Origin of the sequence: Kaistia nematophila, from assembly GCF_026343855.1 — a bacterium.
GTDB classification, from domain to species: domain Bacteria; phylum Pseudomonadota; class Alphaproteobacteria; order Rhizobiales; family Kaistiaceae; genus Kaistia; species Kaistia nematophila.
This window is the reverse complement of the sequence record NZ_JAPKNK010000011.1, coordinates 60,641-84,424: the sequence shown is the minus strand read 5'-3', so window position 1 is coordinate 84,424 and position 23,784 is coordinate 60,641. Positions and strand designations below refer to the sequence as shown.

Genomic DNA, 23,784 nt, shown 5'->3' with positions numbered 1-23,784 from the left:
GGAAACAGACATGGCCGGCTTGCTGCTACGCGACATCAAGAAAGCCTATGGCACCGTCAAGGTCCTGCACGGCATCGATCTCGACATCAAGTCGGGCGAGTTCATCGTGTTCGTCGGGCCGTCCGGCTGCGGCAAGTCCACGCTTCTGCGTCTGATCGCGGGGCTGGAGGACATCACGTCCGGCACGCTGCAGATCGACGGCAAGGTGGTGAACCAGCTCGCGCCCTCGAAGCGCGGCATCGCCATGGTGTTCCAGAGCTACGCGCTCTATCCGCACATGACCGTCTACGACAACATGGCCTTCGGCATGAAGCTCGGCGGCGGCGGCAAGGAAGAGATCGACCGGCGCGTGCGCGAGGCGGCCGATATCCTGCAGATCACGCCCTATCTCGACCGCCTGCCGAAGCAGCTTTCGGGCGGCCAGCGCCAGCGCGTCGCCATTGGCCGCGCCATTGTGCGCGATCCGAAGGTGTTCCTGTTCGACGAGCCGCTTTCCAACCTCGACGCGGCGCTGCGCGTGCAGACCCGCATCGAGATCAACAAGCTGCATGAGCGCATGTCGGGCGTCACGATGATCTACGTCACGCACGACCAGGTCGAGGCGATGACGCTCGCCGACCGCATCGTCGTGCTGAACGCGGGCCGGGTCGAGCAGGTCGGCGCGCCGATGGAGCTCTACCACCATCCGGACAATCTTTTCGTGGCGAAGTTCCTCGGCTCGCCGTCGATGAATACCATTCCTTGCGTGATCGAATCGGGCGGCGCCAACGCCGCCGTCCGCCCGAATGGCTGCGAGGCGATCCGCGTGCAGGCGGCAATTCCCGAGGGAGCCAAGGGCGCCAAGGCCACCTTCGGCGTGCGTCCGGAGGATCTCGAGATTACCACCGGCGACGACGCCATCTTCCGCGGCACCATCGATATCGTCGAGCAACTCGGCGAAGTGACGCTGGTCTATGTCGATATTGGCACCGACGAACCGATCGTCGCCAAGCTCGAAAACGACATTCCGTTCGCCAAGGGCGAGCAGATCGCGCTGACCTCGCCGTTGAAGCACCTGCAGGTCTTCGACGAAAAGGGCGTCGCCTATCGCCGTACCTGAGTAGCCGCGCGGAAGCACGACGGCGCTGGTTCGTCACGCTGGATCTTGCGGGATAGCGAGGCCTTTGCTGATCTATCCCGCGGCGCAGCCGCCAGGCTGCGTCCGCCGTCCTGTTCGCGCGTCCGGCCATGCCGTCGCCGGGCTGGGCGGACCGGGAAGTGTCGAAAAGCGAGGCCGGCCATGACGCTCACGCTCTATACGCATCCGCTTGCGTCCTTCTGCCAGAAGGCGCTGATCGCATTCTACGAGAACGACACGCCGTTCAAGGCGCATTTCCTCGACCTCGGTGATCCGACCGTGCGGGCCGAGTTCAACACGCTCTGGCCGATCGGCAAGATGCCGCTGCTGCTGGACCAGGCGCGCGGCCAGCAGGTGGCCGAGTCGACGATCATCATCGAATATCTGGCGACCTATTATCCGGGGCCGACGCGCTTCATTCCGGACGAGGCCGAACTGGCGTGGCAGACCCGGCTCGCCGACCGCTTCTACGACAACTACGTGCACGTCCCGATGCAGAAGATCGTCGTCGACAAGCTCCGCCCGGAAGGGCAGGGCGACCCGTATGGGGTGGAGGAGGCGCGGGCGACGCTCCGCACATCCTATGACATGCTGGAAAGCGAGATGGGCTCGCGCTTCTGGGCGATGGGCGAGGTCTTTACGCTCGCCGATTGTGCGGCGGCGCCGGCGCTCTTCTATGCCAATGAGGTGCAGCCCTTCGGTGAGACGCATCCGGCGCTCGCCGGCTATTTCGGCCGGCTGATGGACCGGCCGTCCTTTGCCCGCGTTCTCGCCGAGGCGCAGCCCTATTTCGACATGTTCCCGGGCTAGCCGCCTGTCAGATCGCGCATCCCGCGCGACCTGTTGATGTCTGGCTGCCAATCATGGGATCGCGGGTTCCCGCTTACTGCATAAGCGGGGCGAGGGCGCTCTTGCAGCCCGGCGACAGCGAGGCCGCGTTCTCGCGCAGGCAGGCGATGACGTTGCCGCCGCCGATCGGCACGCCGCGGCAATGGGTGCGGAAATCGCGGCGGCAGGCCTGGCGGATCAGCCCGGCCTCGCGCGGCGCCATGTCGCCAGCGGGCGGCGCTGCCGCTGCCGGCGCCTTGTTCGTGGTGGCTGCGCCTGTTGTCTTGCCCGTACCGGTCGTGGCCGCTCCTGATTTTCCGCTGGCGGCAGGCGGCGTGGCCGCCGTGCTGCCACCGACCGCCTGAACCGCCGTGCGGCAGGCGTCGGAGAGCTTGGCGGCATTCTGCTGCAGGCAATTCAGCGCCGGCATTCCGCCCGGCGGAACGCTGGCGCAATAGGTCTTGTAGTCGCTTGGACAGGCGGAGCGGATGGCCGATTGCTGCGCTTTGCTCGGCGCCTGCGCCATGGCGGGCGGGATGGCGAAGACGAGGATGACAGCGACCGCCGCCGAAGCGGCGATCTCAAGGAAATGGAGAATTGGCCGGCTCATGACGTCCTCCCGAAAAGGGGGATTTCTTATCATGAGCCTTCCGCAACGGCAATTTGGCGGCGCGCTGCTCCCGGGAGTGCATCCGGGATGCGCCATGCAGCCCGGATCTCTTTCAGGCCCCCAACTTGAACACGTTCTCGGCGATGCCGGCGACGTCGAGCTCGATGGCGTACAGGCCGCCGGCCAGCCGCTCGAGCGGGCCGTTCCCGCCCTGCGCCGTGGTGATGTAGAGCGTCTTCAGGTCGGCGCCGCCGAAGGTGCAGTTGGTGATGTTCGAGACCGGCATGTCGAGAACGCCCGAGACCTTGCCTTCCGGCGAGACACGGACGATGCAGCCGCCGTGATAGCGGCAGTTCCAGACATGGCCTTCGCCGTCGATCTGCGAGCCGTCGGGCGAACCGCGCTCGAAGCCCGAGAACCAGGTCGAGGGGTTGGAGACGGCGCCTGTCGTCGGATCATAGTCGAAGGCCCAGATCTCGTTCTTGAGCGTGTCGCCGGTATAGAAGCGGCGGCGGCCGACATCCCAGCACATGGTGTTGGAAATGCCGATCTCGGAGCGGATCGTCTCGCTGCCGCCGCCCTGGTTCACGCGATAGAGGCCGCCGAGAGCCGGGCCGGTGATGTCGACGCCCGAGCCGTCGGGAGCGACATTGTTGAACATCGAGCCGACGACCAGATTGCCGAACGGATCCGGCCGGCCGTCATTCAGACGGGCCTTGGGCGTGTTCTTCTCGGGACGGGCGAAGTCGGTGCGCGCGTCGGTTCCGGGCTGCCAGAGGATCACCTTGGAGCCGAGCGCCAGAATCAGCGTTCCGGGCCGGTCGGTCAGGCCGATGGTGGTGACGGGCTCGTCGAACCGCCAGTTCCGCGTCGACTTCGTCGCGGGGTCGTATCGATGCACGAGGAAGCGGTTGATGTCCGTCCAGTACACGGCCTGCTCGGCGGCGTGCCACACCACGCCTTCGCCGCAACGATCGCCCGCAGGCACAACGCAAACCGGATCCGCCATTGATTTTTCCCCTTTGCCCGCAGGATGCGGGTATCGTCCACGCTTCCAAAATCGCATAGCGTGACGCCGCAGCCATCACACGCAATTCTTGTCGCAAGGATTTTATTTCGGTGCTCTAATTTTTTCGCTCAACATATGAAGCGGATTTGATTAGGACACTCAGCGGACCAGGGAAGCTCCGGCTGACACCGGAAAGAGGGATTTCATGACCAGTCGCATCATCGCCGTCGACCCCTTCGATCTCGTCGTCTTCGGCGCTACCGGCGATCTCGCCTATCGCAAGCTTCTGCCGGCGCTCTATCATCGCCATCGCGACGGTCAGATCCCCGAGGTTGCCCGCATCATCGGCTGCTCGCGTCGCCCGATGAGCGACGAGGCCTACCAGAAGCTGACCGAGGCGGCGCTGGAGAAGTTCGTGCCCGCCGACGAGCGCGAGCCGGAGCAGGTCGCCTCGTTCCTGAAGCGCATTTCCTATGTCGCCATCGACGCGACCGCCGAGAAGGCCGGCTGGCCCGAACTCGCCAAGGCGCTGGAAGGCGGCAAGGATCGCATCCGCGCCTTCTATCTCGCCGTTGCGCCGGACCTCTTCGGCATCATCTGCGAGGGCCTGGGCGCGCATCATCTCGTGACGCCGAAGACCCGCGTCATCATCGAGAAGCCGATCGGCAAGAGCCTCGCCTCCGCCAACGCGCTGAACGATTCGATCGGCAAGGTGTTCAAGGAAAGCCAGATCTACCGCATCGACCATTACCTCGGTAAGGAGACGGTGCAGAACCTGATGGCGCTGCGCTTCGCCAACGCGCTGTTCGAGCCGGTCTGGAACGCCAATCACATCGACCATGTGCAGATCACCGTCGCCGAGAGCCTCGGCGTCGAAGGTCGCGCCGGCTACTACGACACGGCCGGCGCGCTGCGCGACATGGTGCAGAACCACATCTTGCAGCTCGTCTGCCTCGTCGCGATGGAGCCGCCCGGCCGCTTCGACGCCGACGCGCTGCGCGACGAGAAGCTCAAGGTGCTGCGCGCGCTGAAGCCGATCGTCGATGGCGACGTCGACAGCGTCACGGTGCGCGGCCAGTACAAGGCCGGCGCTTCGGCCGGCGGTCCGGTGCCGGGCTATCTCGAGGAACTCGGCAACGACGAATCCAACACCGAGACCTTCGTCGCCGTGAAGGCGGAGATCGAGAACTGGCGCTGGGCCGGCGTTCCCTTCTACATCCGCACCGGCAAGCGCCTGCCGTCGCGCCTCTCCGAGATCGTGGTCAACTTCAAGGCGGTTCCGCACTCGATCTTCGAGGGCGCAGCCGGCCAGCTCGCGTCCAACCAGCTCATCATGCGGCTGCAGCCGGACGAGGGCGTCCGGCTCTGGCTGATGATCAAGGACCCGGGCCCGGGCGGCATGCGCCTGCGCCACGTGCCGCTCGACATGAGCTTCGCCCAGACCTTCAAGGTCCGCAGCCCCGAAGCCTATGAGCGGCTGATCATGGACGTCATCCGTGGCAACGCCACGCTGTTCATGCGTCGCGACGAGGTCGAGGCGGCCTGGAAGTGGATCGACCCGATCCTCGAGGGCTGGGCGAATTCGCGCGAGGCGCCCAAGGCCTATACGGCCGGCACCTGGGGGCCGTCCTCCTCGATCGCCCTGATCGAGCGCGACGGCCGCACCTGGCACGAAGAAGGCGCCTGAGGATCAACCTCGCCGCCTTCGACGAAGGCGAGGGGCGCGTGCCGAAAATCGACCGGGCGGGATACCCTCTCCCGCCCACGGAGGGGTCTGGGTGAGGGGTATTGTGCGGGCAGGCGCCACCCTGCTCCTCGCCCAGCTCCGGACGTCCAGGAGACACAGTCATGTCCATTCACCCCAAGGTCCTCGAAGTGACCGATCGGATCCGGGCCCGCAGCGCCAAGACGCGCGGCCTCTATCTCGATCGCCTCGCGGCCGCCAAGGATGCCGGGCCGCGCCGCGCGTCACTCGCCTGCGGTAACCAGGCCCATGGCTTCGCCGCCTGCGGGCCGGCCGACAAGGCCGTGCTGAAGGGCGACATCGCGCCCAATCTCGGCATCATCACCGCCTACAACGACATGCTGTCGGCGCATCAGCCCTACGAGACCTATCCCGAACTGATCCGCCAGGCGGCGCGCGAAGTGGGCGGCGTGGCGCAGGTCGCCGGCGGCGTGCCCGCCATGTGCGACGGCGTCACCCAGGGCCAGACCGGCATGGAGCTGTCGCTGTTCTCGCGCGACGCCATCGCCATGGCCGCCGCGATCGGCCTCTCGCACAACACCTATGACGCGGCGGTCTATCTCGGCATCTGCGACAAGATCGTCCCCGGCCTGCTGATCGCGGCGCTGACCTTCGGCCATCTGCCGGCGGTGTTCGTGCCGGCCGGTCCGATGACCTCCGGCCTGCCGAACAGCGAGAAGGCGCGCGTCCGCCAGCTCTATGCCGAAGGCAAGGCGAGCCGCGCCGACCTGCTCGAGGCGGAGAGCGCCTCCTATCACGGCCCCGGCACCTGCACCTTCTACGGCACCGCCAATACCAACCAGATGCTGATGGAGATCATGGGCCTGCATCTGCCCGGCGCCTCCTTCGTCAATCCGAACACGCCGCTGCGCGACGCCTTGACCAAGGCCGCCGCCAAGCGGGCGCTGGCGATCACCGCGCTCGGCAACGAGTTCACGCCGATTGGCGAGATCATCGACGAGAAGGCGGTGGTGAACGGCGTCGTCGGCCTCAATGCCACGGGTGGCTCGACCAACCATACGCTGCACCTCGTCGCCATGGCCAAGGCGGCCGGCATCCAGCTGACCTGGGACGATTTCTCGGATCTTTCCGACGTCGTGCCGCTGCTGACGCGCGTCTATCCGAACGGCCTCGCCGACGTGAATCATTTCCATGCCGCCGGCGGCATGAGCTTCCTGATCCGCGAGCTGCTGCAGGCCGGCCTGCTGCACGAGGACGTCAAGACGGTCTGGGGCGCCGGTCTCTCCGGCTACACCGTCGAGCCCGAGATCGACGAAGCGGGCGCCATCCGCTGGAAGGAAGGCGCGAAGACCAGCCTCGACGAGAAGGTGCTGGCCCCGGTGTCGCAGCCGTTCCAGGCGACCGGCGGCCTCAAGGTGCTGGAGGGCAATCTCGGCCGCTCCGTCATCAAGGTCTCGGCCGTGAAGGCCGATCGCCACGTCATCGAGGCGCCGGCCCGCGTGTTCCACACCCAGGACGCCCTGCTGGCCGCCTTCAAGGCGGGCGAACTGACCGAGGACTTCATTGCCGTCATCCGCTTCCAGGGCCCGCGCGCCAACGGCATGCCGGAACTGCACAAGCTGACGCCGACGCTGGCGGTGCTGCAGGATCGCGGCCTCAAGGTGGCGCTCGTCACCGACGGCCGCATGTCCGGCGCCTCCGGCAAGGTTCCGGCGGCGATCCACGTCACGCCGGAAGCCGCCGCCGGCGGAGCCATCGGCAAGGTCCGCGACGGCGATCGTGTTCGCCTCGACGCCGTGACGGGGACGCTCGAAGTGCTGGTCGACGCCGCCACCTTCGCGGCGCGGGAACAGGCGGAAGCCGATCTCGCCGGTAATGAATTCGGCCTCGGCCGCGAGCTCTTCGCCATGTTCCGCGCCAATGCGGCGCCGGCCGAACTGGGCGCCGGCGTGTTCTGATAGCTTACTCGCTAAAGGCTACAAGGTAAGTCGTGTATTTAGGATTGATGTCTTGATCTCGGTGTGGCGGGGTCAAGACATCAATCGCTAGACTTCAGGCGAAACCAGAACAACTCCGGGGCGCGTGCTGGAAATACGCGGCGTCTCGTCGTGGCTTCGGCCAGATGTGGAATGTTTTTCCAAGCCTCTTCCTGAGTTTGGAACGGCCGTCGTCGTCTTCCCTGCGCCAACTCTCTACAAAGTCTGCAATCGTTCCAGACTTCGCGCGATCCGGTTCGGGTGGCGTTCAGGGAGAGACGGATGGCCCCGGTCCATCGCACGGTTCAGCGCCAGCTCGGCACGTTCCCCGCCTTTCACAAGGTCGAGGGTCGCCGCGTCGTGATCGTCGGCGGCGGAGACGAGGCGGCCGCCAAGATCCGCCTGCTCGCCGAGACGAGCGCCCACCTGGTCGTGTTCGCCACCGAGCTGGAAGAAGGAGCGCGCCGCGATCTCGAAGCGGCCGGCTCGACGTTCGAGCCGCGGGCTCCGGATGCCGCGGATCTCGCCGATGCGGCGCTGGTCTTCGCTGCGACCGGCGAGTTCGAGGCCGATCGCGCGGTGCGCGATCTTGCGAGGTCGGCAGGCGTGCCGGTCAATGTCGTCGACCGTCCCGAGCTCTGCGACTTCTTCACCCCTGCGCTCGTCAACCGCGCGCCGCTCTCGATCGCCATCTCGACCGAGGGTGCCGCGCCGGTGCTGGCGCGCCACGTTCGCGCGCGCATCGAGGCGATGCTGTCGCCGCGCCTCGGCGATCTCGCCGACCTTGCCGAGCGGCTCCGTGCGCGCGTCGCCGAGACGATCGTAACGGGCGAGGGCCGCCGCCGTTTCTGGGCGCATTTCTTCACCGGCCCGACCGCAGCCAAGGTGCTGGCCGGCCAGCTTGAGGCGGGCGAGACGGCTGCCGTCGCCGATATCGAGCAGGCGGCCGGGAACGGCGCCGCCGTCGGCCATGTCAGCCTGGTCGGTGCCGGTCCGGGCGCCGAGGACCTGCTGACGCTCCGCGCCCAGCGGCTGCTGCAGGAAGCCGACGTCATCGTTTACGACAAGCTGGTGCCGGAGGCGATCGTCGCCATGGGCCGGCGCGACGCGCTGCGCATCTATGTCGGCAAGGCCAAGGGCGCGCATGCCGCCAGCCAGGACGAGATCAACGCCATTCTCGTGCGCGAGGCGCGCGATGGACGCCGCGTCGTGCGGCTGAAGTCGGGCGATCCGCTGATCTTCGGACGGGCGGGCGAGGAGATGGCGGCGCTGCGCGAAGCCGGCATCCCGTTCGACATCGTGCCGGGCATCACCGCGGCCTTCGCCGCCGCCGCCGAGAATGAGATCCCGTTGACGCTCCGCGACGTGGCTTCGAGCCTCGTCGTCGCCACGGGCCATGACATGCGCGGCGACACGCTGCCGGACTGGGCCGGCCTCGCGCTCTCCGGCGCCACCGTCGCCGTCTATATGGGCCGCAGCGTCGCCACCAAGGTCGCCGGCAAGCTGATCGAGAACGGCCTGGCGCCGTCGACGCCGGTCGCCGTCATCGAAAACGCCTCGCGTCCCGAGCGGCGCGCCTATGCCGGAAGGCTCGACGAACTGGCCGGCATCGCCGACCGGCCCGAGCTCGACGGTCCCGTCGTCATCATCGTTGGCCGCGTCGTCGCCGAGAGCGCGCTCGGCGCCACGCCGCTGCCGCTCGTGGCATTGGCCGCCTGAAGTTGGAAATCCGGATCCTCGCATGACCGCCAAGCTCATCACCGCCAATCATCTCGCCGACGGGCTCGTCGTGTTCCTCACCGCCGATGGCGGCTGGTCCTACCGCCTGGCCGATGCTCGCGTCATCTCCGACGCCGAGCTCGAGGCGGCGCTCCGCCATGCCAAGGCCCAGCACGAGGCGCTGATCGTCGTCGATCCCTATGAAATCGAGGCGACCGTCGAGGATGGCGTGCCGGTGCCGGTTCGCCTGCGCGAGCGGATCCGCGCCGCCGGCGGCCCGACCGTCACCTATGGCGAAGCCGAGCTGGCCGAGCGCGCCGCCCTTCTGAATCAGGCAGGTTGAGTGATGTATCGCTACGACGAGTTCGACCATGAGTTCGTGACCGCCCGCGTCGCGCAGTTTCGCGATCAGGTCGGCCGCCGCGTCTCCGGCGAATTGACCGAGGACCAGTTCAAGCCGCTCCGGTTGATGAACGGCGTCTACCTGCAACTGCATGCCTACATGCTGCGTGTCGCCGTGCCCTATGGCACGATGAACAGCGCCCAGATGCGGATGCTGGCGCATGTCGCCCGCAAGTATGACCGCGGCTACGGCCACTTCACCACGCGGCAGAACATCCAGTTCAACTGGCCGAAGCTCTCCGAGATCCCGGATGCGCTGGCCGATCTCGCCTCGGTCGAGATGCATGCGATCCAGACCTCGGGCAATTGCATCCGCAATGTCACGGCCGATCATTTCGCCGGCGCCGCCGAGGACGAGGTCGCCGATCCGCGCCCCTATGCCGAGATCCTGCGGCAGTGGTCGTCGCTGCACCCGGAATTCGTCTTCCTGCCGCGCAAGTTCAAGGTCGCCGTCACCGGCGCCGAGCGCGACCGCGCCGCGATCCAGGTGCACGACATCGGCCTGCACCTGAAGCAGGACGAGAACGGCCGGCTCGGCTTCGCCGTCTATATCGGCGGCGGCCAGGGCCGCACGCCGATGGTGGCGAAGAAGATCCGCGACTTCCTGCCCGAAGAGGACCTGCTCTCCTATTCGGAGGCGATCCTGCGCGTCTACAATCTGAACGGCCGTCGTGACAACAAGTACAAGGCCCGCATCAAGATCCTCGTCCACGAGACCGGCGCCGACGAAATCTCGCGCCAGGTCGAAGAAGAGTGGGAGCGCATCCGCCACGGCGCGCTCAAGCTGCCGCAGGGCGAGGTCGAGCGCATCCGCGAATATTTCGCCGCGCCGGACAGCCTGAAGGCTTTGCCGCCGAGCCCGGCGCTCGCGATCGAGCGGGCGCGGGATCCGGAGTTCGACGCCTGGGTCGAGCGCAACACCCATCCGCACCGCGTTCCCGGCCATGTCTCGGTGACGATCTCGCTGAAGCCGATCGGCGGCACGCCGGGCGACGCGACGGCCGAGCAGATGGACATCGTCGCCGACCTGGCCGAGCGGCTCGCCTTCGACGAAATCCGCGTCAGCCATGAGCAGAACCTGATCCTGCCGCATGTCGAGGTCGCCAATCTGAAGGCGGTCTACGACACGCTTCTGGCCTCGGGTCTCGCCACGGCGAATGCCGGCCTCGTCACCGACATCATCGCCTGCCCGGGCCTCGACTATTGCGCGCTCGCCAATGCCCGCTCCATTCCGGTGGCCCAGCGCATCTCGCAGCGCTTCGGCGACACCGCGCGCCAGCGCGACATCGGCGATCTGAAGATCAAGATCTCGGGCTGCATCAATGCCTGCGGCCATCACCATGTCGGCCACATCGGCATCCTGGGCGTCGAGAAGAAGGGCGAGGAATTCTACCAGATCTCGCTCGGCGGCTCGGGCGACGAGAATTCCTCGATCGGCGAGATCATCGGCCGCGGCTTCTCGACGGAAGAGATCGTCGACGCCGTCGAGACGCTGGTCGATACCTATATCGCGCGGCGCGAGAGCCCGGACGAAACCTTCCTTGCCGCCTATCGCCGCCTTGGCCAGGCACCCTTCAAGGAAGCACTCTATGGGACGGCTTGAACCGATCGCATCCGGCTTCGACCATGAGAGCGCCGGCCTGCAGGAGCCCGCGATCCTCAATGCGCGCTTCTCCGGCCTGACGGCGGAGCGGCTGATCGAGCGAGCGCTGACGGAGATCTTCCCGGGCCGCATCGCGCTCGTCTCCAGCTTCGGCGCCGAATCGTCAGTGCTGCTGCATCTGGTCGCCTCGATCGATCGCGGCGTGCCGGTCGTGTTCATGGATACGCTGCGCCTCTTCCCCGAGACGCTGGCCTACCGGGACACGCTGGTCGAGCGGCTGGGGCTCACCGACGTCCGCACCATCACGCCGGAGCCGGCGGTGCTCGCCAAGGCCGACCCTTACAAGGCGCTCTGGATGACCGACGCCGACGCCTGCTGCCGCATTCGCAAGACCGAGCCGCTGGCGCGCGCCATGGAAGGCTTTGAGGCCTGGTTCACCGGACGCAAGCGGTTCCAGGCGGCGACGCGCGCGGCGATCCAGGCCTTTGAGCAGGACGGCGCGCGCATCAAGGTCAATCCGCTGGCGAGCTGGTCGGCGGAGGACCTGAAGGCCTATATCGTCCGACATGAATTGCCGCCGCATCCGCTGGTCGCGCAGGGCTATCCTTCGATCGGCTGCCAGCCCTGCACGTCGAAGGTCAAGCCGGGCGAAGACGCGCGGGCCGGCCGCTGGCGGGGTCTGGACAAGACCGAATGCGGCATCCATCTAGGTCTCGAGAACGACGGAAGCGGCATCTGACATGAGCCTCTGGAAGAATGGATCCTTCGTCGCCGATGCGTTTCGGCGCGTGGCGGATGACGAGGCGATTGGCGCCGAGGACGCCGTGATCGTCTCGCTGGCGCGGTTCCGCGCCGAGCGGGATGGGTTGCTGGCGCGCTCCGCACCGCTCGGCGTGGTGATCGAGCCGGGCGCGGACTGGTCGGATATCGTCGCGGACCTGCCGCGTCTCGCGGTGGTCGCGGCGGATTTGCCGAAGTTTGCCGATGGACGCGCCTTTTCGATCGGCCGCCTGCTGCGCGATCGCGACGGCTTCGAGGGCGAGTTGCGCGCCGTCGGCGCCTTCTTCCTCGATCAGATCCCGTTCCTGAAGCGGGTCGGCTTCGATGCGTTTTCGACCGAGGACCCGATTGTGATAAAGGGTCTTCGCGAGGGCCGCTGGCCCGAAGTGACCGAATATTTGCAGCCCGTCGCCGATCGTGGCGAGGTGCCGGCCGGAACGCGCCCCTGGGCGCGCAGGCCCACGGCAAGGGCAGTCGAGTAAGGATAGGGTTTATGAAGATCTTCGTCACCGACCACGCCGGCGAGGAGCATGAGCTGGAAGCCCTGGAGGGCTGGCGGGTGATGGAAGTCATCCGCGACTGGAACATCGGCATCAAGGCCGAGTGCGGCGGAGCCTGCGCCTGCGCGACCTGCCATGTCTATGTCGATCCGGAATGGGTCGACCGGCTGATCCCGATGACGGACGAAGAGGAAGAGCGCCTGGACGATGCCATGGCGGTTAAGTCGAACTCGCGCCTGTCGTGCCAGCTCCTGATGTCGGACGAGCTCGACGGTCTGCGCGTCCGTCTCGCCCCGGGCAGCGAACCCGAAGAGCTGGCGGCCTGAGCGCCGGCCTCGACGACCGTCAGTCCAGCGTCCGGCGATAGCGGAACAGCGCCAGGGCGCCGACGGCGAGCCAGAAGGTGACGAGCGGCCAGATCTCGTTGACGAGGTCGGAAGGGCCGCTGCCCTTCAGCATGATGCCGCGCACCGAGCGGATGTAGTGGGTGATCGGCAGCGCGCTGCCGATGACCTGCGCCCAGTCCGGCATGCCGCGAAACGGGAACATGAAGCCCGAAAGCAGGATCGACGGCAGGAACCAGAAGAAGGTCATCTGCATCGCCTGCATCTGGTTGCGGGCGATCGTCGAGAACGTGTAGCCGAGCGTCACGTTGCAGCCGATGAACAGGAAGGTGACGCCGAGCAGCACGACGAACGAGCCCATCATCGGCACGTGGAACAGGATCTGCGCGCAGACCAGGATCACCGCCACCTGGACGAGCCCGAAGCCGATATAGGGCACGATCTTGCCGATCATGATCTCGAACGGCGTCGCCGGCATCGCCATCAGGTTTTCCATCGTGCCGCGCTCGATCTCGCGGGTCAGCGCCAGCGCGGTCATCAGGATCGTCGTCATCGTCAGGATGGTGCCGAGCAGGCCGGGCACGATGTTGTAGGCGGTGATCCCCTCCGGATTGTAGCGGCGCTGGATCACGAGATCGACGGCCGTGGCGCGGCTCGCCTGCGTCGACAGCGGCCCGGTCAACTCGCGGGCGAGCGCGCTCGACAGGATCTGGGGCAGGGCACCCAGCGCGTTCGACGTGGCCGCCGGATCGGTGGCATCGGCCTCGACCAGCAATTGCGGGCGGGTGCCGCGCACGAGGTCGCGCTCGAAGCCGGGCGGGATGGTGATGACATAGCTGGCGGAGCCGTCGACCAGTGCCTCGTTCGCCTGCGCCTCGCTCGCGAGGCCGGGCGCGACGCTGAAATAGCCCGATGCCTCCATCGCCGCGACGATCGTGCGCGTGGCGGGGCCGCTATCGGCGGAGACGATCAGCGTCGGCAGGCGCTTCGGGTCGAGATTGATGGCATAGCCGAACAGGACCAGCTGGATGATCGGGATGCCGATGATCATGGCGAAGGTCAGCCGGTCACGCCGCATCTGGATGAATTCCTTCATCATCAGGGCGAGGATGCGGGACAGCGAGAATCCGGCGCTCATGATGCCTTGCCGTTCGTCGAGCGGTCGCGCGCCTGCGCCTGCTGCATCAGGCGGATGAACACGTCCTCGAGGCTCGTCTCGCCGGGCTCGGCGACGGCGTCGGATCCGGTCTCGGCGAGGGCCGCGTCGACGGCGCGCTTCAGCGCGGCCGGGTCCGGGCCGACGACATGCAGGTCGTTGCCGAACGGCGCCGCCTGCTCGACGCCCGGCATTTCCCGCACGGTCTTGGCGATCGCGCCGACGTCCTTGCCGCTGACCACGATGGTCGAGAGGCCGGAGCTCTCGATCACTTCGGCCACCGTGCCGCGGGCGACGATCTTGCCATAGGCGATGTAGATGATGCGGTGGCAGCGTTCGGCTTCGTCCATGTAGTGGGTCGAGACCAGCACGGTCAGCCCGTCGCTGGCGAGGTCGTGGATCTCGTCCCAGAATTCGCGCCGCGCCTGCGGATCGACACCGGCGGTCGGCTCGTCGAGCAGCAGCAGCTTCGGCTGGTGCATCACGGAGGCGGCGAGCGCCAGGCGTTGCTTCCAGCCGCCGGACAGCGAGCCGGCGAGTTGGTCGCGCCGCTCGTACAGGCCAAGCCGCTGCAGCGTCGCCTTCACGGTCTCCGCCCGGTTCTTGAGATCGTAGATACGCGCGACGAAATCGAGGTTCTCGCGGATCGTCAGGTCTTCGTAATAGGAGAAGCGCTGCGTCATGTAGCCGACCTGGCGCTTGATGCGATCGGCATCCCTAAGGATGTCCAGGCCGAGGCAGGTGCCGCTGCCATCGTCCGGACGCAGCAGGCCGCAGATCATGCGGATCGTCGTGGTCTTGCCGGAGCCGTTCGGGCCGAGGAAACCGACGATCTCGCCGCGGCGGACATCAAGCGAGACGTGATCGACGACGGTCTTCTCGCCGAAGCGCTTGGTCAGGCCATGAATGTCGATGACGACTTCCTCGGGCCTGTCCGCCGCCATGCCTATTGCTCCGTCCCGAGCCGGATGTCGACAGGCTGGCCGGGATCGAGCTTCCGGGCGTCGCCTTCCGGCCTGGCCTCGACGCGGAACACCAGCTTGGCGCGGCTCTCCTTCGAATAGATCACCGGCGGCGTGAATTCCGCATCGGTCGCGATGCTGGCGATGGTCGCCGTCAGGCCGCTGGCGCAGCCATCGCAGAGGATCGACGCGCGCTGGCCGGGCCGGACCGTGGAGCGCATCGCCTCCGGCACGAAGAACAGGATCTTGCGCGCCCCCTCCGGCAGCAGCGACGTGACGGCCTGCCCTGCCGGGACGATCTCGCCGACCTGGTAGAACACCTCCTCGATGCGGCCGGGGGCGACGGCGCTTTGGGTGCGCCGCGCGAGCTTCGTCTCGGCCGCGGTGACGGCGGCGGCGAGCGCGGAGACCTGCTGTTGCGCCGCCGCGATCTGGTCGGGTCGCGCCGGCAGGTTGGCGACGGCGCGGTTCTCCCGCGCCGCCTGGACGCGGGCCGCGGCTGAATCGAGATCCGCCTTCGACTGGTCGAGCGTCGCAACCGCGACGACGGCGCGGGTCGAGAGGTCGCGATTGCGGTCATAGGTCTTCTGCGCCACCGTCAGCGCCGCCTCGGCATCCGCGAGCTGGGCGTCGAGTACGCGGATTTCCTCCGGCCGCTTGCCGGTCAGGAGGTCGGCGAGGCTGGCCTTCGCCTGCGCCAGCTGGGCCTGGGCCTGCGCGAGTGCCGCCGTCTCGTCGCGGTCGTCTAGGGTGAAGAGCACGGCGCCGGCCTTGACCGGATCGCCGCGCTTCACATTGAGGGTGGCGAGCCGGCCGGTGACTTCCGCCCCGACCAGCACGTAGTCGGCGTCGACATAGCCGTGCAGGAGCGGATCGCGCGCGCTGTCGCCGCAACCCGCCAGAAGAAGCAGTAGGACCAGCGAAAGCGCACGGCCCGTCCGCATGCTACCCCTCGTCTGCCAGTGTCTCTCCGACCAACAGGTCGATCTGTTCGGCAACGATGCGCCGGATCTCGTCGCGGTCCTTGTTGCTCAGCGTATCGCGGCCGAGCTTCTTCAGCACCATCGGACGGCCGACGCAGAAGATGACGAACTGGCCGGAGATGGCGAAGGAGCGCAACGTCGCTTCTTCCGAGCGCGGATCAAGGTTGAGCAGGATCGCCACCAGCGTCGTCGTCGTGGTCTGGCAGGACATCATGTAGTCGTAGATGACGTCGAAGGCGGACGAAGGCTCCATCTGTTCGCGCATGATGAAGCGGCCCCAGAGTTCGGCCTCGGCCTCGCCGAGCATGCAATCGATATGGACGTCGATGATGTTCTGCAGCAGGCGACGGGCCGTCGGCCGGTCGACATCGCCGGTCAAGGCCCGGGCAGCGGCGTTGATGCTGTCGCCGATCCGCATCTGCATCTGCTCGACGACATATTCGGCGACGGCGCGGTGTAGCGAGTCCTTGCTGCCAAAATGGTAGACGATCGCCGCCAGATTGGCGCCGGCGCGCTTGGCAATGTCGCGCGTCGCCGCGCCCTCGAAGCCATAGCGCCCGAAGACGTCGAGGGCGGCGAGCAGCAGCTTCTGGCGAGTTTCCGCACCGCGATCCTGGCGGGCGCGGCGATAGTGGCGGGAGGCCGGAAGCGCGTCCTGCGCCTCGACCGTCTCGACGTCGTCGGCCCTTTCGAAGGCCATGTCGAAATCAGCCCGCCCGACCGAGGTTGCTTCCGAATTCATCCAGCGTCACTCCGATTCGCTCCGCCCCGCCCGCCAAGATTGTGCAATTGCGAAACGAGGTCAATCGAATGATTGAATTTATGCGACGCTATAAATTTCTACGAAGCCCTTGCAAGGCGCGTGTCGAATTCCCATGACGGTTCATGCCGTTACGGCAGATTTGCGCCATTGGCGGGTGACAGAGTCTGGGCGGAATCCAAGGGAAACGACAACCGAGATCGCCCGCGCCGGTCGTCCGGCGCCGGGGCGAGCGGAGCGCGAATGCCTTAGCCGGTTGCGACGATCCCCTGAGCGACGAGCCAGTCGACCGCCTCGCGCACCGCTTCGAACGATGAGTAACGCGGCTGGTAGTCGAGATGTCGCCTGGCCTTGTCGATGCTGCAGTTCGGGCTGCGGGCGATGTGGTCGAGCGTCTGTTCGACGATCTCGGGGCTGTGCTGCTGCTTCCACTGCTCCCACGGCAGGTAGGAGAGCTTCGCCTCCTGTCCGAACCAGGATGACACGGCCTCGGCATAGCCGCGCAGCGACACCGCCTGGGCGGAGACGGTGTGGAAGGCCTCGCCGACCGCCATGCTCCAGTTGCCGATCGCCTTCATGAACATCTGCGCGACGTCGTCGGCATGGACGTGATGCACGGTCTCGAGGCCGAAATTCGGCAGCACCAGTTCCTTGCCCTGCGCCAGCGTCGAGAACACGGAGGGATCGAAATGGCCGGCCGGATTGAGCGGCGCCCAGCCGGGCCCGACGATATGGCCGGGATGCACGATGGTCGCGGGGAAGGCGTTCCGCTGCGCTTCGTGCATCAGATAGGCTTCGATCGCCGCCTTCTGGGTGCCGTACTCGCCGAAGGGGCGGCGCGCCACGGTTTCCGGTGTCGGCACGGCGACGCTCGGGCCATGCACCCAGATCGTGCCGGTGTGAAGGAAATGCTCGACCCGGCCGCGTAGCGCATCGACCAGGAGCTGCGCGCTCGGGAGCGTGAAGCAGATCATGTCGATGACGATGTCGGGCCGCAGATCGCTGATCTTGGCGCCGAAGGTGCCGGCCCTGTCTTCCGCCTCACGGTCGAGCACCACCGTCTCGACCTTCGACCAGGCCGCATGCGGCTGGTAGGCGCTGCGCTGGCCGCGCGCGACGTTGACGACCTCGAAGCCCGCCTCCACCAGTCTCGGCACCAGATAGGTACCGACATGGCCACTTCCACCGATCACGATCACACGTGTCATGGTGCCGTCCTCCCGTTCCGCATCACGATAATGTTATCGTAAGCCATGCGCTTCGCCAGAGGGCCGGCAAGCCCCGGAACAGTTGCGAGCATCTTTATGTTGCGGCGACGCAAAATCGTCGAAACCGTTCGGCGAACGGGCGACCCGAACGCCGAAATGTCCCGTCCATGGATGCCATGGCGCTCATGTTCGGCCGGCTGCCGCGCGGACTATCGGGAGGCACGCTGCCGCATCCGCCAAGCGCCCCCTGGTTGCGGAGAATGAAATCCGCCGCCCCTGCGTCGCCGTCTCGGCAGGAAGGGGCGGCGATTTCGCCAGGCGCGCGGAACCGTTGGCGCTTGCCCCCTCAGTGGCTGTTCGGGCCGAGGGCGTGCTCCAGTTCCTCGTCCGACATGCCGGTGATGATGCGCTCGACATCCTCGACGCTGGACTGCTTCGGGTTGATGTCGTCGGCGACAACCCGGCCGCCGCGCATCACCACGATCCGGTCGACCACCTGGAACACATGGTGGATGTTGTGGGCGATGAAGATGCAGGAGTGGCCGGACTTGCGCGCATTGCGCACGAAGCGCAGCACGCCCTGAGTCTCGGCGACGCCGAGATTGTTGGTCGGCTCGTCGAGGATGATCAGGTCGCTCTCGAAATACATGGCGCGGGCAATCGCGACCGCCTGGCGCTCGCCGCCGGAAAGTGCGCCGACCGGCGTCGAGGGCGGGATGTTCTTGCTGATGCCGACGCGCTTCAGCAGGTCGCGGGCGACCGCGTCCATGGCCTGGTGATCGAGCCGGTTCATGAAGCGCGGGCCCTTCACCGGCTCGCGACCGAGGAAGAGGTTGCGCGCGATCGAGAGCTGGGTGACCAGCGCCGAGTCCTGGTAGATCGTCTCTATGCCGTTGGCGATCGCGTCCGTCGTCGAACGGATACTCACCTTCTTGCCGCGCACATAGATGTCGCCGCTGGTCGAGGGCACGGCGCCGGAGAGCACCTTGATCAGCGTCGACTTGCCGGCGCCATTGTCGCCGAGCAGTCCGACGATCTCGTTTTCGCGGACGCTGAAATCGACGTCCTTGAGCGCCTGCACCTTGCCGTAGGCCTTGGAGACGCGCTCCATCCGGATCAAATCGGTCATGGTCAGGTACCCGCCTGGTGCCGGCGCTCGAGGACGGAGTGCAGCGTCATCATGCCGAGGATGATCGCGCCGATGAAGATGTTGTAGGCGAGGCCGGGCACGCCGATCAGCACGATGCCGTTGCGCATGACGCGCAGGATGAACACGCCGAGCACGGTGCCGATGATCGTGCCGCGGCCGCCCATCAGCGCGGTGCCGCCGATCACCACCATGGCGATGACCTCGAGCTCGTAGCCGGCGCCGCTGTTCGGATTGGCGGCGGAGGTCCGGATCGAGCTGATCACGCCGGCGAAGGAGGCCATCGTCGCCGACAGCATGAAGAGCAGCACCTTGGTGCGGTTGACGTTGACGCCGCGCGCCCGTGCCGCGCCGGGATTGCCGCCGGTCGCCTGGATCCAGTTGCCGGCCTTTGTCTGGGTCAGCACATAGCCGAGCAGCAGCGCGAAGCCGATGAACCAGAACAGCGACATGTAGATGCGGAAGGGGCCGACATAGAAATCGCCGACCAGCACATGCGCCAGCCAGTGCTGTCCCGCGCTCCAGGTCCGCTGCGGGAAGCCGTCGGAGATGAACAGCGCGACGCCGCGCACGACGAGCAGCATGCCGAGCGTGACCAGGAAAGACGAGATCTTGATCCGCGTCACGAACAGGCCGTTGGCGAGCCCGATCAGAGCCGCGACGGCGAGCGCGATCAGGAACGCGACCTCGAGCGAGGTGATGCCGGAGTTGAAGAGGGTCCACATCAGCACCGGCGCGAAGCCGAACACCGAGCCGACCGAGAGGTCGAACTCGCCGGCCGTCATCAGGAGCGTCATGGCGAGAGCGATCAGGCCGAGCTCGACGGTGAAGGACAGGGTGTTGGAGATGTTGAGCGGCGACAGGAAGTCCGGATTGATCGACCAGAAGATCGCGATTTCCACGATCAGCAGAACGAGCGGGCCGAACTCCGGCTTCGCGATGAAGCGCTGGATGAAGGAGCGGTTTTCCACGGGCAGACCGAATGGCGTGAGGGCAGGCAGGTCGCCGCCGCGAGGACGCGGTCATGCGGCCGTCGATCGACGGGGCATCCGCGACGCCGTCGCGGATGCCCGCTCCTGCGGGACTACTTGCCCGAGAGGATGTTGTCGTAGAGCTGCGCCGTGTCCTTCTCGTACAGGGCGCCGGTGATCACGTTGAAGCCCGGAGGAATGCCGCTGGCCGCCATGTTGGCGAGCGACAGGGCGACGTAGCTGGTCGCCTGCGGGTCCTGCCACTGCGCGGCGTTGACATAGCCGTTCAGCACTTCCTGCGTGGTGTCGAGCGAGTTGCCCCAGCCGACGACCGGGATTTCGCCCGGCTTGACGCCAACCTGGTCGAAGACGCGCTTGATCGAACCGGTGACGAGATCGCCGAGGCCGATGATCGCTTTCACCTTGGTCCGGTTGGCGGTGAGGTAATCGACCATGCGGGTGATCACCTCGGCCTGGTCGAGCGTCGCCTCGGTCACCTCATAGGTGATGCCGAGCGGCTCGAACACGCTCTTGATGCCTTCCTCTTCCTGCACGCCATAGGTGGCGCCCGGGATCTCGACCGGCATCCAGACGAAATCGCCCTTCTTCACCAGGCCCTTGTCGACCAGATACTGCGCCCAGCCACGGCCGAACACGACGTTGTTGCCGCCGACATAGGCGTTGAACGACGCCTTCGGGTCGGGGGTGTTGAAGTTGATGATCGGGATCTTGGCGGCGTTGGCTTCCTTCGCGACCTCGACCAGGCTGCCGGGATCCGGGCTGGTCGTGACGATGCCGTCGGCCTTGGCGGCGATGGCGGCGCGTACGGCCTCCTGGTGCGAGGCGACGTTGCCCTGGTGGAACGAGGTGTTGACCGTGTTGCCGGTATCCTTCGCCCACTGCTGGGCACCGGCAAGGAAGTAGGTCCAGACCGGGTCGGCCGACGTGCCGTGCGAGATCCAGTAGAAGGTCTTGGCCTGGGCCGCGACCGGCATTGCCAGCGCTATCATTGCGCCGGACAAGAGTACCGCGAGCTTCTTGAACATTGGCATCCTCCCATTGAACGTTTCGTTCATGCGACCACGGCTATGGCTGCCGCTTCGCCGCTTTTCGCGGCGCGCTTGCTGCCCGGTCGAGAGGTGCCTCTACGCCGTTGGCAGCAGCGGTCTCGGGGGGAGACTGACACAATTGCCGCGTGCGTCAACTGACGCTGCGACAGATTGTCCAAAAAAATGACACCGCTGTCATTGGCGCAACGCCTCGGCTCTGCCGGATGGCATCAGAGCCGGTCGCGCAGCGCGTACCAGCTCATGCCGGCGACGAGCGCCGGCCAGCGCAGCAGCTTGCCGCCGGGGAAGCGGGGGCAGGGGAGCGCGGCAAAGGCGTCGAGCTTGCCGGGATTGCCGAGGATGGCCTCGGCCAGGATCTTGCCGCCGAAGGGGGCGAGCGCCACGCCCTGGCCGGAATAGCCGGAGGCGGCAAAGACGCCGCTGCGAAGCTTGCGCAGGAAGGGCAGGCGGTTGACCGTGACCGCGAGCGTGCCGCCCCATGCGTAGTCGATCCTCGTGCCATCGAGCCCAGGATAGATCTTCAGGAGATGGCGCCGCACGAAGGCGAATATGTCGGCGGGGTCGCTGCGCGAATAGGTCTCGCCGCCGCCGAACAGGATGCGTCCGTCCGGCGTCGGCCGCCAGTAATAGACGACGAAGCGCGAATCGGAGACCGCCTCGCCGCCAGGGATCAGGCCGCCAGGACCACCGGCGCCGATCGGCTCCGTCGTCAGAATGAAGTTCTTGATCGGCATGGCGCGGGTTTCGGTTTCCGGGTCGATGCCGTCGAGCAGGCCGTTGCCGGCGAGCACGACGATATCCGCCTTGATCCGGCCACGTAGCGTCTCGATCATCGGCGTCTCGCCGTCGACGAGCTTCCTGGCTGCCGTGCCCTCATGGATCCGCGCCCCGGCCTTCTGGGCGGCGCGCGCCAGTCCCTGCGCGAATTTCAACGGATGCAGGTGGCCGGCGGTGCGATCGAGCCGGCCGCCGAAATAGCTGTGGCTGCCGATCATCGGCGCCAGCCGGTCGCGGTCGATCCATTCGGCCGGTGTGTAGCCATAGTCGCGGTTCAGCACCTCGACATAGTGGCGCTCCTCTGCGACGAGGCGCTCCTTGTGCACGGCCTCGATCAGGCCGGGTCGCCACTCGGCGTCGATCTGGTGCTTGTCGATCAAGTGGTGGACGAGCGCCTTGGCTTCCTCGGCCAGACGGAACAGTTCCAGGGCGGCCGGCTTGCCGAGCCGCTTTTCCAGCCATTCCTGGTCGCGGCGCTGGCCTGTATGGAGTTGGCCGCCATTGCGCCCGGAAGCGCCCCAGCCGACCTTCTCCGCCTCGATCAGCACCACGTCGATGCCGGCTTCGGCGAGGTGCAGCGCCGCCGACAACCCGGTGTAGCCGCCGCCGACGATGACGACGTCGGCGCGCGTATCGCCGTCGAGCGGGGCGAAGGCGAGGTCCTTGTCGGCTGTCGCGGCATACCAGGAAGGGGCGTGCGGCTTCATCGCGCGCCTCACAGGAGGCCGAGCCGCTTCAGCTCGGCCTGGGTGTCGTCGAGCGTCTTGCGGGCGGAGGCGATCAGCTGGTCGGCCTCGTCATGGCTGAGCGTCAGCGGCGGCGCGATGATCAGGCTGTCGCGCACGGCGCGCATGACGAGGTTGTTCCGCAGCGAGATGTCGCGTGCGATCGTGCCGACCTTGCCGGTATCGGCGAACTTCTCCGTCCGCGACGGCTTGTTCGGCACCAGTTCAATGGCGCCCATCAGGCCAGTCATGCGTGCCTCGCCGACCAGCGGATGGTCGGCGAGAGCGCGCCAGCGCGCCTGCAGATAGGGGCCGATATCGTCGCGTACCCGCTCGACCAGCTTTTCGGATTCGAGAATGCGCAGGTTCTCGACCGCCGCGGCGGCGGCGACGGGATGGGCCGAATAGGTGAAGCCGTGATGGAATTCGCCCGCGCCGTAGAGGACGTCGGCGACCTTGTCGGAAACCATGACGCCGCCGATCGGCAGATAGCCGGAGGAGACGCCCTTGGCGAAGGCCATCAGGTCGGGCTCGATTTCAAAGGTCTCGGAACCGAACCAGTTGCCGGTGCGGCCGAAGCCGGTGATGACCTCGTCGGCGACCAGCAGGATGTCGCGCTCGGCGAGGATGCGCTTTACTTCCGGCCAGTAGGTGGCGGGCGGGATGATGACGCCGCCGGCGCCCTGGATCGGCTCGGCGACGAAGGCGGCGATCCTGTCCTCGCCGATCTCGTCGATCGCCTTTTCCAGTTCGCGCGCGGCGAAGACGCCGAATTCGTCGGGGCTCATCTCTCCGCCCTCGCCGAACCAGTAGGGCTGGGCGATGTGGTGGATGCCGGGGATCGGCAGGCCGCCCTGGCTGTGGATCGATGTCATGCCGCCGAGGCTGCCGCCGCCAAGCGTCGAGCCGTGATAGGCGTTCTTGCGCGCGATCAGGACCGACTTTTCCGGCTTGCCGAGGCTCGCCCAGTAGTGGCGCACCATGCGGATGACGGTGTCGTTCGCCTCCGAGCCCGAGCCGGCGAAGAAGACGCGGTTGAACTGCGGCGGCGTCAGCCGCGCGAGCGTCTCGGCCAGTTCGATCGCCGGCGGATGGGTCGACTTGAAGAAGGTGTTGTAGAAGGAGAGATCCGCCATCTGCCGCTGCACGGCCTCGGCGATCTCCTTGCGGCCATGGCCGATATTGACGCACCAAAGGCCCGACATGCCGTCGAGGATGCGGTTGCCCTCGGAATCCCAGATCCACGAGCCCTCGGCCCGGACGACGACGCGGCTGCCCTCCGCGTTCAGGCTCTTCATGTCGGAGAAGGCATGGATGTGGTGCGCCGCGTCGCGGGCGCGATAGTCGGCGGTGACGTTGGATGGCTTCGTCATGGGCAGGTCCGGTTGCGGTCTTGCATGGATCCTCGCCGGGCCGCGGGCCCGACGAGAAT

Annotated in this window: 22 protein-coding genes; 10 read left to right on the top strand and 12 right to left on the bottom strand. The window is 66.8% G+C overall.

Translation table 11 applies throughout. The features are described 5' to 3' along the window. Positions 1-10: 10 nt before the first annotated feature. Together OSH07_RS20905 and OSH07_RS20900 are read left to right on the top strand one after the other, a co-directional pair. A complete protein-coding gene (locus tag OSH07_RS20905; RefSeq protein ID WP_266340637.1) occupies positions 11-1,099 on the top strand; it encodes an ABC transporter ATP-binding protein in 1,089 nt (362 codons plus the stop codon). Between the two features lie 180 nt (positions 1,100-1,279). After that, positions 1,280-1,927: a glutathione S-transferase family protein gene (locus tag OSH07_RS20900; protein WP_266340636.1), complete on the top strand. Its 648-nt coding sequence runs from the start codon at positions 1,280-1,282 to the stop codon at positions 1,925-1,927. A gap of 73 nt (positions 1,928-2,000) precedes the next feature. Here the strand turns inward: OSH07_RS20900 and OSH07_RS20895 are convergent, their stop codons facing one another. Together OSH07_RS20895 and OSH07_RS20890 are read right to left on the bottom strand one after the other, a co-directional pair. After that, positions 2,001-2,555, bottom strand: a complete 555-nt coding sequence (locus OSH07_RS20895) for a cysteine rich repeat-containing protein (protein WP_266340635.1) — start codon at positions 2,553-2,555, stop codon at positions 2,001-2,003. A gap of 112 nt (positions 2,556-2,667) precedes the next feature. Further along, complete coding sequence (locus OSH07_RS20890) at positions 2,668-3,564, bottom strand: SMP-30/gluconolactonase/LRE family protein (RefSeq protein ID WP_266340634.1); 897 nt, start codon at positions 3,562-3,564, stop codon at positions 2,668-2,670. Between the two features lie 205 nt (positions 3,565-3,769). Between OSH07_RS20890 and zwf the strand changes: the two genes are divergently transcribed. From zwf to OSH07_RS20850, 8 genes are all read left to right on the top strand, one after another. Continuing rightward, the gene (zwf, locus tag OSH07_RS20885) at positions 3,770-5,251 is read left to right on the top strand and encodes a glucose-6-phosphate dehydrogenase (RefSeq protein WP_266340633.1); all 1,482 of its coding nucleotides are present in this window, start codon (positions 3,770-3,772) and stop codon (positions 5,249-5,251) included. 161 nt (positions 5,252-5,412) lie between these two features. Then, the gene (gene edd / locus OSH07_RS20880) at positions 5,413-7,227 is read left to right on the top strand and encodes a phosphogluconate dehydratase (protein ID WP_266340632.1); all 1,815 of its coding nucleotides are present in this window, start codon (positions 5,413-5,415) and stop codon (positions 7,225-7,227) included. Between the two features lie 300 nt (positions 7,228-7,527). Further along, entirely contained in the window at positions 7,528-8,964 is a 1,437-nt protein-coding gene (cysG, locus tag OSH07_RS20875; protein WP_266340631.1) for a siroheme synthase CysG, read from the top strand. A gap of 22 nt (positions 8,965-8,986) precedes the next feature. Continuing rightward, entirely contained in the window at positions 8,987-9,307 is a 321-nt protein-coding gene (locus OSH07_RS20870; protein ID WP_266340630.1) for a DUF2849 domain-containing protein, read from the top strand. Positions 9,308-9,310: 3 nt separating this feature from the next. Continuing rightward, on the top strand, positions 9,311-10,969 hold the full coding sequence (locus OSH07_RS20865; RefSeq protein ID WP_266340629.1) for a nitrite/sulfite reductase: 1,659 nt from the start codon (positions 9,311-9,313) through the stop codon (positions 10,967-10,969). After that, a complete protein-coding gene (locus OSH07_RS20860; protein ID WP_266340628.1) occupies positions 10,956-11,708 on the top strand; it encodes a phosphoadenylyl-sulfate reductase in 753 nt (250 codons plus the stop codon). Before OSH07_RS20865 ends, OSH07_RS20860 begins: the two co-directional genes overlap by 14 nt. A 1-nt stretch (position 11,709) precedes the next feature. After that, positions 11,710-12,231: a DUF934 domain-containing protein gene (locus tag OSH07_RS20855; protein WP_266340627.1), complete on the top strand. Its 522-nt coding sequence runs from the start codon at positions 11,710-11,712 to the stop codon at positions 12,229-12,231. 11 nt (positions 12,232-12,242) lie between these two features. Continuing rightward, positions 12,243-12,575: a 2Fe-2S iron-sulfur cluster-binding protein gene (locus OSH07_RS20850; protein WP_266340626.1), complete on the top strand. Its 333-nt coding sequence runs from the start codon at positions 12,243-12,245 to the stop codon at positions 12,573-12,575. Positions 12,576-12,594: 19 nt separating this feature from the next. On the opposite strand, the gene OSH07_RS20845 is transcribed toward OSH07_RS20850, so the two are convergent. From OSH07_RS20845 to OSH07_RS20800, 10 genes are all read right to left on the bottom strand, one after another. Next, positions 12,595-13,731, bottom strand: coding sequence for an ABC transporter permease (locus OSH07_RS20845; protein ID WP_266340625.1), 1,137 nt, complete (start codon positions 13,729-13,731; stop codon positions 12,595-12,597). Next, on the bottom strand, positions 13,728-14,693 hold the full coding sequence (locus OSH07_RS20840) for an ABC transporter ATP-binding protein (protein WP_266340624.1): 966 nt from the start codon (positions 14,691-14,693) through the stop codon (positions 13,728-13,730). The genes OSH07_RS20845 and OSH07_RS20840 overlap by 4 nt, the downstream gene beginning before the upstream one ends. 2 nt (positions 14,694-14,695) lie before the next feature. Next, entirely contained in the window at positions 14,696-15,655 is a 960-nt protein-coding gene (locus tag OSH07_RS20835) for an HlyD family secretion protein (RefSeq protein WP_266340623.1), read from the bottom strand. 1 nt (position 15,656) lies between these two features. Continuing rightward, positions 15,657-16,436: a CerR family C-terminal domain-containing protein gene (locus OSH07_RS20830; RefSeq protein ID WP_266340622.1), complete on the bottom strand. Its 780-nt coding sequence runs from the start codon at positions 16,434-16,436 to the stop codon at positions 15,657-15,659. 266 nt (positions 16,437-16,702) lie between these two features. After that, positions 16,703-17,662 carry an NAD-dependent epimerase/dehydratase family protein gene (locus OSH07_RS20825; protein WP_266340621.1) on the bottom strand — a complete coding sequence of 320 codons (960 nt, stop codon included), beginning with the start codon at positions 17,660-17,662 and terminating at the stop codon, positions 16,703-16,705. Between the two features lie 346 nt (positions 17,663-18,008). Further along, positions 18,009-18,791: an ATP-binding cassette domain-containing protein gene (locus OSH07_RS20820; RefSeq protein WP_266340620.1), complete on the bottom strand. Its 783-nt coding sequence runs from the start codon at positions 18,789-18,791 to the stop codon at positions 18,009-18,011. Positions 18,792-18,793: 2 nt separating this feature from the next. Next, a complete protein-coding gene (locus OSH07_RS20815) occupies positions 18,794-19,780 on the bottom strand; it encodes an ABC transporter permease (protein WP_266340619.1) in 987 nt (328 codons plus the stop codon). Between the two features lie 113 nt (positions 19,781-19,893). Further along, the gene (locus OSH07_RS20810) at positions 19,894-20,826 is read right to left on the bottom strand and encodes a substrate-binding domain-containing protein (RefSeq protein WP_266340618.1); all 933 of its coding nucleotides are present in this window, start codon (positions 20,824-20,826) and stop codon (positions 19,894-19,896) included. A 233-nt stretch (positions 20,827-21,059) separates the two neighbouring features. Beyond that, positions 21,060-22,334, bottom strand: coding sequence for an NAD(P)/FAD-dependent oxidoreductase (locus tag OSH07_RS20805; RefSeq protein ID WP_266340617.1), 1,275 nt, complete (start codon positions 22,332-22,334; stop codon positions 21,060-21,062). Between the two features lie 8 nt (positions 22,335-22,342). Beyond that, complete coding sequence (locus OSH07_RS20800) at positions 22,343-23,725, bottom strand: aspartate aminotransferase family protein (RefSeq protein ID WP_266340616.1); 1,383 nt, start codon at positions 23,723-23,725, stop codon at positions 22,343-22,345. Between the last annotated feature and the right edge of the window lie 59 nt (positions 23,726-23,784).